Origin of the sequence: Luteimonas sp. 8-5, from assembly GCF_029763755.1 — a bacterium.
Taxonomy (GTDB): Bacteria; Pseudomonadota; Gammaproteobacteria; order Xanthomonadales; family Xanthomonadaceae; genus Cognatiluteimonas.
The window spans coordinates 1-8601 of record NZ_JARUVM010000109.1; the positions used below are offsets into that span (position 1 = coordinate 1).

Genomic DNA, 8601 nt, shown 5'->3' on the forward strand with positions numbered 1-8601 from the left:
TGCGCCATGACGCCGAGGTCCTGCTGCGACGGGCCTTGCGGCACCGCGCGATGGGTCGCGTACCAGGCCATGCCCATGCTGATCGCGAAGAACGCGATCGCCAGCCACTTGGTGCTCTTGGACAGGAAGCTCGATGCGCCGCGCGCGCCGAACACAGTCGCCGAGGCGCCACCGCCGAAGCCGGCACCGGCCTGGGCGCCGGAACCACGCTGCATGAGGATCAGCGCGATCATGGCGATCGCCAGCAGCACGTAGATGACGTTGATGACCAGGATGAACATTGGGGTGCGAATCGCTTCCGTTTTGGCTCAGGGCGCCGCCGCGGCCGCGGCCACGATGGCAAGGAAATCGGCAGCCACCAGGGAGGCGCCGCCGATCAGTCCGCCATCGACGTCCGGCTGCGAGAACAGCTCGGCGGCGTTGTCGGGCTTGCAACTGCCGCCATAGAGAATCGGCAGCGAGCCCGCGATTTTAGCATCCAGCGCCGCCACTTCGCCACGGATGAAGGCATGGACCGCCTGGGCCTGGTCCGGGCTGGCGGTCTTTCCGGTCCCGATGGCCCAGACCGGCTCGTAGGCCACCACGGCGCCGTCCAGGGCCCCGGCGCCGGCCAGGTCGAACAGCGGCCGCAGCTGGGACTGGATCGTGAACTCGGTCTGGCCCGATTCGCGCTGCTGCAGGGTCTCGCCCACGCACAGGATCGGCACCAGGCCCCCGTTGCGGGCCGCCAGGAACTTGCGCGCCACCAGCTCGCTGTCTTCGTTGTGGTACTGGCGGCGCTCGGAATGGCCGACCAGGCCATAGCGCGCGCCGACGTCGGCCAGCATCGCGGCCGAGACCTCGCCGGTGTAGGCGCCCTTCTCGTTCACGCTGACGTCCTGCGACCCCAGGGAAATGCCCTTGCCGGCATAACCCTGGACCAGGTCGGCCAGGTAAGGCAGCGGCGGCAAGACCACCCGCTCCACCCGCTCGGGCGCCGGCACCGCCGCAATGGCGTCCAGCAGCGCATGGGCGAACGCACGGTCGCCATGCAACTTCCAGTTACCCGCTACGATCCTGCGGCGCATCGCGCGCTCCCGTCCAATCGAGGCCGCGCAGTCTACCAGTTACTTCAACTTGATTTCCCGCAGGCGCTCTTCCAGGTAACCCTGGGCAGTGATGGGTTCCGGATAGCGGTTCGGGTTGTCTTCCGAAATGCAGGAAGGCAGCACCTCGATCAGGAAATCCGGGTTCGGGTGCAGGAAGAACGGCGTGGAGTAGCGCGGCTGGCGCGCGGCCTCGCCGGGCGGGTTGACCACGCGGTGCGTGGTCGACGGATAGACGTGGTTGGTGTAGCGCTGCAGCATGTCGCCGATGTTGACCACGATGGTGTCGGCGTCGGCGGTGAACGGCACCCACTCGCCCTTGCGCGACAGCACTTCCAGGCCCGCGGCGCTGGCGCCGACCAGCAGCGTGATCAGGTTGATGTCCTCGTGCGCGCCGGCGCGCACGTTGGGCACTTCCGGGCTGGTGATCGGCGGGTAGTGGATCGGGCGCAGGATCGAGTTGCCGAAGTCGGTCTTGTCCGCGAACCAGGACTCCGGCAGGCCGATGTGCAGCGCCAGCGCGGCCAGCACCTGCGAGCCCAGCGCGTCGAGCGCGGTGTAGAGCCCGTAACCGATCTCGCGGAACTCCGGCACTTCCGCCGGCCACTGGTTCGGCGGCATGTCGGCGGCGTACTTCGAGTCGCGCGGGATCTCGCGGCCGACGTGCCAGAACTCCTTGAGGTCCGGATAGCGCGAGTCCTTGGCGGTCTCGACCATGAACGGCGTGTAGCCGCGGGCACCGCCGCCGCCCGGCACGTGGTACTTGCGCTTGGTCTCGTCCGGCAGCGCGAAGAAGCGCTTGAACACGTCGTAGGCGTCGTCGATCAGCGCCTGGTCGATGCCGTGGCCGCGGATGCCGGCGAAGCCCCACTCGCGGTAGGCCGCGCCGAGCTCGGCGATGAAGGCCTGGCGGTCTGCGTCGCTGGAAGGATGGGTGAAACGCCGGATGTCGAGGGTGGGGATGCGCTGGCTCATGGTCATTCCGCCGCAGCCCTGACCGCGGCCGCGAGTTGTTCGAGGGTGTCGTCGACGAGGGCGACGTCGTCCGCTTCCACCGTGACCCGCACCACCGGCTCGGTGCCGGAGGGACGCAGGAAGGCACGGCCCCGCCCCTGCACCGCACCCTGCGCGGCGAGCAGCGCAGCCTGCACGGTGGGCGCCTCGGCGGGCCTGGCGCCATTGACGTAACGCACGTTCACGGTCTTCTGCGGCACGCGTTGCATGTCGCGCAGGCTGTCGCGCAGCGAGGCGCCGGTACGGCCGAGCACTTCCAGCACCTGCAGTGCGCTGACGATGCCGTCGCCGGTGTTGGCCCGGTCCAGGCACAGCAGGTGGCCCGAAGCCTCGCCGCCGAGCACGCCGCCGTGCTGCAGCAACGCCTGGTGCACGTGGCGGTCGCCGACCTTGGCGCGCACGAAGCCGATGCCGCGCGCCTGCAGCGCGCGCTCGAAGCCGAAGTTGCTCATCAGCGTGCCCACCACCGGGCCCTGCAGGCGCCCGCTGCGCTGCCAGTCGCTGGCCAGCACGTACAGCAGGTCGTCGCCGTCGCACACGGCACCTTCGCCGTCGACGAACAGCACGCGGTCGCCGTCGCCGTCGAAGGCGATGCCGAGGTCGGCGCCGGTGGCGCGCACGTGCGCGACCAGCGACTGCGGATGGGTGGAGCCCACGCCGTCGTTGATGTTGGTGCCGTTCGGATCGACGCCGATCGCGTCGACGCGCGCGCCCAGTTCGCGCAGCACCAGCGGCCCGAGCTGGTAGGTCGCACCGTTGGCGCAGTCCATCGCGATGCGCATGCCGCCGAGGTCGAAGCCCCTGGGCACGGAATTCTTGCAGGCCTCGACGTAGCGGCCGACCGCGTCGCGCGTGCGCACGGCCTTGCCCAGCTGCTCGGAAGCCACGGTCCGGAACGGCTGTTCCAGCGCGGCCTCGATGTCCAGCTCGGTGGCGTCGTCGAGCTTCTCGCCCTGGGCGGAGAAGAACTTGATGCCGTTGTCGTAATGCGGGTTGTGCGAGGCGGAGATCACGATGCCGCCGTCGGCGCGCATCGAATGGGTCAGGTGCGCGACCGCCGGCGTGGGCATCGGCCCCATCAGCTGCACGTCGACGCCGGCGGCGACCAGCCCGGCCTCGAGCGCGGCCTCGAACATGTAGTTGGAGATGCGCGTGTCCTTGCCGATGATCACCACCGGCTTGCGCCAGGTGCCCTCGCCGCGCGCCGCGCGCAACGCATGGCCGTAGGCATTGCCCAGGCGCAGCACGAAGTCGGCCGAGATCGGACCCTCGCCCACCCGGCCGCGGATCCCGTCCGTACCGAAATACCGGCGGCTCATGCGGCCTCGGCGTCGTCGTCCGGCGCCGGTTGCTTCATCAGCATTGCCAGCAGCGTGGCGATGCGGTCGCGCATTTCGCGCCGGTCGCAGATCTGGTCGATGGCGCCGTGCTCGACCAGGAACTCGGAGCGCTGGAAACCTTCGGGCAGGGTCTCGCGCACGGTCTGTTCGATCACGCGCGGGCCGGCGAAGCCGATCAGGGCCTCGGGTTCGGCCATGTTGATGTCGCCCAGCATCGCCAGTGAGGCGGAGACGCCGCCCGTGGTCGGGTGGGTCATGACCGAGATGTACGGCAGCCCCGCCGCACGAAGGCGACCGAGCGCGGCCGAGGTCTTGGCCATCTGCATCAGCGAGAACAGGCTCTCCTGCATGCGCGCACCGCCGGTGGCGGAGAAGCACACCAGCGGCGAACCGATCTCCAGCGCGCGTTCGGCGCCGAGGGCGAAGCGCTCGCCCACCACCGAACCCATCGAGCCGCCCATGAACGCGAAGTCGAAGGCGCAGGCCACCAGCGGCCGGCCCTTGAGTTCGCCCTGCATGGCGATCAGCGCGTCGCGCTCGCCGCTGGACTTCTGCGCGGCCTTGATGCGGTCGGCATAGCGCTTCTGGTCCTTGAACCGCAGCACGTCCACCGGGCCCAGGGCGGCACCGATCTCGGTACCCGTGCCCTCGTCCAGGAACGCGGCCAGCCGCGCGCGGGCGCGGATCGGACGGTGGTGGCCGCACTTCGGGCAGACCTCGAGGTTTTCCTCGAGTTCCGGCCGGTACAGCACCGATCCGCACTTGTCGCACTTTTCCCACAGGCCCTCGGGCACGCTGCGCTTGCGGCCGGTGGCCGCTTCGGTACGGATGCGCGCGGGCATCAATTTCTTCAACCAGCTCATGCGCGACAGTCTAATCCGCCGGACCCGCCCAAGGCAGCCCGCAGTGGCGCAAGGAAGGCCGAAGCGCGGCCGGCTGCGGCTTCCGGGCCGTCGGCGCCGGCCATGGCCTCTATCAGCGCACTGCCCACGACCACGCCATCGGCGTGCGCGGCAAGGGCCGCGGCGGTCGCCGCGTCCTTGATGCCGAACCCCGCCATTACCGGCAGCCCGCACTGCCCGCGCACCCAGGCCAGGCGCTCGCCGACTGCTCCGGCGTCGCCGACGTCGGCCCCGGTCACGCCGGCCAGGCTGACGTAGTAGAGGTAACCACGCGCGTCCGCGCAGATCCGCGCCAGGCGTTCGGGCGATGTCGTCGGCGCGGCAAGCGGCACCAGCGCAAGGCCGTGCGCGTCGAAGGCGGGCCGGAATGCATCGGCCTCTTCCGGCGGCAGGTCGACCAGCAGCACGCCGTCGACGCCGGCGTCCACCGCCGCGCGCGCGAACGGTTCGGCGCCGCGGATGTCGACCGGGTTGAGGTAGCCCATCAGCACGACCGGCGTGTCCCGATCGCGCTGGCGGAACTCGCGCACGAAGTCGAGCACCGCCTGCATGCCGACGCCGCTGGCCAGCGCGCGCTCCGAACTGCGCTGGATCACCGGGCCATCGGCCATCGGGTCGGAGAACGGAACCCCGAGCTCGATGACGTCGGCGCCCGCGGCCACCAGCGCATGCAGCACCGGCACCGTCGCCTCGGGCGACGGATCGCCTGCGGTGACGAACGGCACCAGTGCCTTGCGGCCGCTTTCGCGCAGGGCGTCCAGCCGCGCCCGCAGGCGATCGCTCATCAGGCCTTGTCGCCGCTGATGCCGTTGCCAGTGTCCATCGGAACGCCAGGCGCCTTGAAGCCTGCCGCGGCGTATTCGGCAGCCAGTTCCGACTCGCCCACGTCGATGCCGCGCTCGGCACCCAGGCCGTCGAGATGCTCGTTGAGCATGCGCCGGTACATGGCGCTCATGTAGTCCAGGAACTCGGTGCGCTGTTCGCCGACGCGCGCACCGGCGTTGGCCATGTACACGTGCGCGTTGAAGCGCGAGGCGGCGTACAGGCTGGCCATGCTAATGCGCTTGAGGCCCTGCTGCTTGGCCTGGCGGTTGGTCAGCTCCAGGTACTCGTTGACGCAGGTGAAGAACGCGGGGTCGATCCTGCCGCCCTCCGGCGCCTTGGTCTGGTCCTGGGCCTGGTCCTGGGTGTTGCTAGTTTCTTCGCTCACGGTGTTGCCTCTTGGGTTGATCCCTGGATTGTCCTGCGCGCGGCGACGGTATGCACGTCCTTGTCGCCCCGCCCGGACAGGTTGCAAAGCACGATCGCGTCGGGGGGCATCCCGCGCGCGAGTTCGATCGCCTGGGCGATCGCATGGCTGGACTCCAGCGCCGGCAGGATGCCCTCGCAGCGTGCAAGGCGATGAAAAGCCGCCAGGGCCGCCTCGTCATCCACCCCGACGTAGCTCGCGCGGCCCTGGTCCTTCAGGAAGGCGTGCTCGGGGCCCACGCCTGGGTAGTCCAGGCCGGCCGAAACTGAATGCGTCTCGGCGATCTGGCCGTCGTCGTCGCACAGCACGTAGGTGCGGTTGCCGTGCAGGACGCCCGGGCGGCCGGCCGACAGCGACGCGGCGTGGCGCCCGCCGGCAATGCCCTCGCCCGCCGCTTCGGCGCCGACCAGGCGCACGCCGGCATCGTTCAGGAACGCATGGAAGATGCCGATGGCATTGCTGCCGCCACCGACGCAGGCGGTGACCACGTCCGGCAGCCGGCCGTATTCGGCCAGCATCTGCGCCCGTGCTTCGCGCCCGACGACGGCGTTGAAGTCGCGGACCATGCGCGGGTACGGGTCCGGGCCGGCCACGGTCCCGATGATGTAGAAGGTGTCGGCGACGTGGGCGACCCAGTCGCGCATCGCCTCGTTGAGCGCATCCTTGAGCGTGGCCGAGCCGGCATGCACCGGGACCACGGTCGCCCCCAGCATGTGCATGCGGTCGACGTTGACCTGCTGCCGCCCGATGTCGGTGGCGCCCATGTACACCACGCATTCCAGCCCGAGGCGCGCGGCGACGGTGGCGCTGGCCACGCCGTGCTGGCCGGCGCCGGTCTCGGCGATGATCCGGGTCTTGCCCATGCGGCTGGCCAGCAGTGCCTGGCCGATGGTGTTGTTGATCTTGTGCGCGCCGGTGTGGTTCAGGTCCTCGCGCTTGAGCAGGATCCTCGCGCCGCCGACCTCGCGGCTCAGGCGTTGCGCGAAATAGATCGGGCTGGGGCGGCCGACGTAGTGCGCCAGGTCCGCATCGAACGCGGCGATGAACGCCGGGTCCGCACGCGCCTCGTCGTAGGCCGCGGCCAGTTCACGCAAGGGCTCGACCAGGGTTTCGGCCACGAATCGCCCGCCATGGCGGCCAAAATGGCCGTTCGCGTCGGGCCAGGCGTGGAAATCGGTGACTTGCGGACTGCTCATCGGATCGCGGGCTTGCGCCGGGATCCGGCACTGGGCCGGCCAGTGTAGGCCAAATGGACGCCGCGAAGGCGCTCAGGCGTGCTCCACGTGGCAGTCGGCGCGGCGCACTTCCTCCACGAAATGGCGCATCCGCTCACCGTCCTTGATCCCCGGGGCCGATTCGATGCCGCTGGATACGTCCACGCCCCAGGGCAGCGCGGTGGTGACGGCGTCGAAGACGTTGCCCGGTTCCAGGCCGCCGGCCAGGAGCATGGGCTTGTCCATGTCGTGCGGCAGCCGCGTCCAGTCGAACGTCTTGCCACCGCCGCCCGGGGTGCCGTGGGCATGGCCGTCGAACACGAAGCCGGCGGCGGTCGGGTAGCGCCTGCGCAACGCCGATGTGGTCGGCGCGTGCCCGCCGCCCATCGCAACGGCTTTCAGGAAAGGCACGCCGAAGCCGCGGCAGAAGGCGTCGTCCTCGCTGCCGTGGAATTGCAGCAGGGTCGGTCGCACCATGCGCACGACGTCGCGCACCTCCTCCACCGTGTTGTCCATGAACAGCGCCACCACGTCGACCAGCGGCGCCAGTGCGTTGCGCATCATGCGCGCCTCCTGGACATGCACGCGGCGCGGCCCGTCGCCGGCGAACACGAAACCGACCGCGTCGGCGCCCAGTTCGCTGGCCAGGCGCACGTCGCCGGCGCGGGTCATGCCGCAGAACTTGATCCGGGTACGGAACAGCGTCCTTCTCATCTGGATGGGAATCACTCGATCACCTCCCTGTCGTCGCCCTCGGCCAGGCTGACCGCAGCCGGCAAGCCCCACCGGCGCGGATACAGCGGACCCACGAACACCAGCCCGTCCGGCGGTGCGGTAGGCCCTGCCAGCGTCCGGTCGAGGCCCGCCAGCAGTTCCGCCGGCCAGCTTTCCGGGGCCTTGCCGCGCCCTACCGGCAACAGGCTACCCACGATGTTGCGGACCATGTGGTGAAGAAAGGCATTCGCCTCGATCTCGACCTCGATCACCTCGCCTTCACGGCGGACGCCGATCGCGCGGATGTTGCGGCGGGCATGCGGGGCCTGGCAATGCACGGTGCGGAACGCGGAGAAATCGTGCTCGCCCACCAAGGACTGCGCGGCGCGATGCATGGCGTCGGTATCCAGCGGCAAGCGTTCCCAGGACAGGTACTGGCGCTGCAGCGCCGGCCTGACCGGGCGGTTGAGGATGCGATAGCGATAGCGGCGCGCGCGCGCGGAAAAGCGCGCGTGGAAGTCGTCCGCGACCGGCTGGCACCAGAGCACGCTTACCGCCGGCGGCAGGCGCGAGGTCGTGCCGAGCATCCAGCCGCGCATGTCGCGTTGCGCCTGCGTGTCCACATGCACCACCTGGCAGGCGGCATGCACGCCGGCGTCGGTGCGCCCGGCGCAGGTGGTGGCAACGCGTTCGCCTGCGACGAAGGACAGCGCCTCTTCCAGCGCTGCCTGCACGGTCGCCTCGTCGCGCCGCGGCGGTTCACCGGGCTTGTCCAGGCGCTGCCAGCCGGAGAACCCGCTGCCGTCGTATTCGATCCCCAATGCAAGTCGCATGGGTCAGCTCATTCGATTTCCCGCAGCATCCGCGTCGCGATGTCGCGCGCCACCGGATCGCTGCCGGCGAGCACTTCCTGCAACAGGTCCTTGGCCGCCCCGTTGTCGCCGAGGTCGATATAGGCGCGGGCCAGTTCGACCTGGCGTGCCGGGCTGAGGTCCTCGGCGGGCACGGTGCCGACCAGCGCGGGCGCCGCGGTCCAGTGCGGGACCGGCGGGGCCTCGGGTGGAGCGGGCTGCACGGGGGCGG

11 protein-coding genes are annotated in these 8601 nt (G+C 70.2%); all 11 read right to left on the reverse strand.

Going from position 1 to position 8601, the window contains the following annotated elements:
- Positions 1 to 281 (reverse strand): preprotein translocase subunit SecG (secG, locus tag QAA18_RS10725; RefSeq protein ID WP_279412932.1); only part of this gene is annotated, 281 nt, incomplete at its 3' end.
- A 27-nt stretch (positions 282 to 308) separates the two neighbouring features.
- A complete protein-coding gene (gene tpiA / locus QAA18_RS10730; protein ID WP_279412934.1) occupies positions 309 to 1067 on the reverse strand; it encodes a triose-phosphate isomerase in 759 nt (252 codons plus the stop codon).
- 39 nt (positions 1068 to 1106) lie between these two features.
- On the reverse strand, positions 1107 to 2060 hold the full coding sequence (locus QAA18_RS10735; RefSeq protein ID WP_279412935.1) for a 2-oxoglutarate and iron-dependent oxygenase domain-containing protein: 954 nt from the start codon (positions 2058 to 2060) through the stop codon (positions 1107 to 1109).
- A gap of 2 nt (positions 2061 to 2062) precedes the next feature.
- Positions 2063 to 3418, reverse strand: coding sequence for a phosphoglucosamine mutase (gene glmM, locus QAA18_RS10740; RefSeq protein ID WP_279412936.1), 1356 nt, complete (start codon positions 3416 to 3418; stop codon positions 2063 to 2065).
- The gene (accD, locus tag QAA18_RS10745; protein ID WP_279412937.1) at positions 3415 to 4302 is read right to left on the reverse strand and encodes an acetyl-CoA carboxylase, carboxyltransferase subunit beta; all 888 of its coding nucleotides are present in this window, start codon (positions 4300 to 4302) and stop codon (positions 3415 to 3417) included. Before accD ends, glmM begins: the two co-directional genes overlap by 4 nt.
- Positions 4299 to 5126, reverse strand: a complete 828-nt coding sequence (gene trpA, locus QAA18_RS10750) for a tryptophan synthase subunit alpha (RefSeq protein WP_279412938.1) — start codon at positions 5124 to 5126, stop codon at positions 4299 to 4301. The genes accD and trpA overlap by 4 nt, the downstream gene beginning before the upstream one ends.
- On the reverse strand, positions 5126 to 5551 hold the full coding sequence (locus QAA18_RS10755) for a DUF3144 domain-containing protein (protein WP_279412939.1): 426 nt from the start codon (positions 5549 to 5551) through the stop codon (positions 5126 to 5128). The genes trpA and QAA18_RS10755 overlap by 1 nt, the downstream gene beginning before the upstream one ends.
- Positions 5548 to 6786, reverse strand: coding sequence for a tryptophan synthase subunit beta (gene trpB / locus QAA18_RS10760; RefSeq protein WP_279412940.1), 1239 nt, complete (start codon positions 6784 to 6786; stop codon positions 5548 to 5550). The genes QAA18_RS10755 and trpB overlap by 4 nt, the downstream gene beginning before the upstream one ends.
- Before the next feature lie 72 nt (positions 6787 to 6858).
- Entirely contained in the window at positions 6859 to 7518 is a 660-nt protein-coding gene (locus tag QAA18_RS10765; RefSeq protein WP_279412942.1) for a phosphoribosylanthranilate isomerase, read from the reverse strand.
- An 11-nt stretch (positions 7519 to 7529) separates the two neighbouring features.
- A complete protein-coding gene (gene truA, locus QAA18_RS10770; protein ID WP_279412943.1) occupies positions 7530 to 8351 on the reverse strand; it encodes a tRNA pseudouridine(38-40) synthase TruA in 822 nt (273 codons plus the stop codon).
- 8 nt (positions 8352 to 8359) lie between these two features.
- Positions 8360 to 8601: FimV/HubP family polar landmark protein (locus QAA18_RS10775; protein ID WP_279412944.1), on the reverse strand; the 242-nt coding region annotated here is incomplete at its 5' end.

Coding starts and splice junctions, on each gene's coding strand:
- trpA (WP_279412938.1), bottom strand. CDS start 5,126: ATGAGCGATCGCCTGCGGGCGCGGCTGGACGCCCTGCGCGAAAGCGGC.
- trpB (WP_279412940.1), bottom strand. CDS start 6,786: ATGAGCAGTCCGCAAGTCACCGATTTCCACGCCTGGCCCGACGCGAAC.
- QAA18_RS10735 (WP_279412935.1), bottom strand. CDS start 2,060: ATGAGCCAGCGCATCCCCACCCTCGACATCCGGCGTTTCACCCATCCT.
- glmM (WP_279412936.1), bottom strand. CDS start 3,418: ATGAGCCGCCGGTATTTCGGTACGGACGGGATCCGCGGCCGGGTGGGC.
- truA (WP_279412943.1), bottom strand. CDS start 8,351: ATGCGACTTGCATTGGGGATCGAATACGACGGCAGCGGGTTCTCCGGC.
- tpiA (WP_279412934.1), bottom strand. CDS start 1,067: ATGCGCCGCAGGATCGTAGCGGGTAACTGGAAGTTGCATGGCGACCGT.
- accD (WP_279412937.1), bottom strand. CDS start 4,302: ATGAGCTGGTTGAAGAAATTGATGCCCGCGCGCATCCGTACCGAAGCG.
- QAA18_RS10765 (WP_279412942.1), bottom strand. CDS start 7,518: ATGAGAAGGACGCTGTTCCGTACCCGGATCAAGTTCTGCGGCATGACC.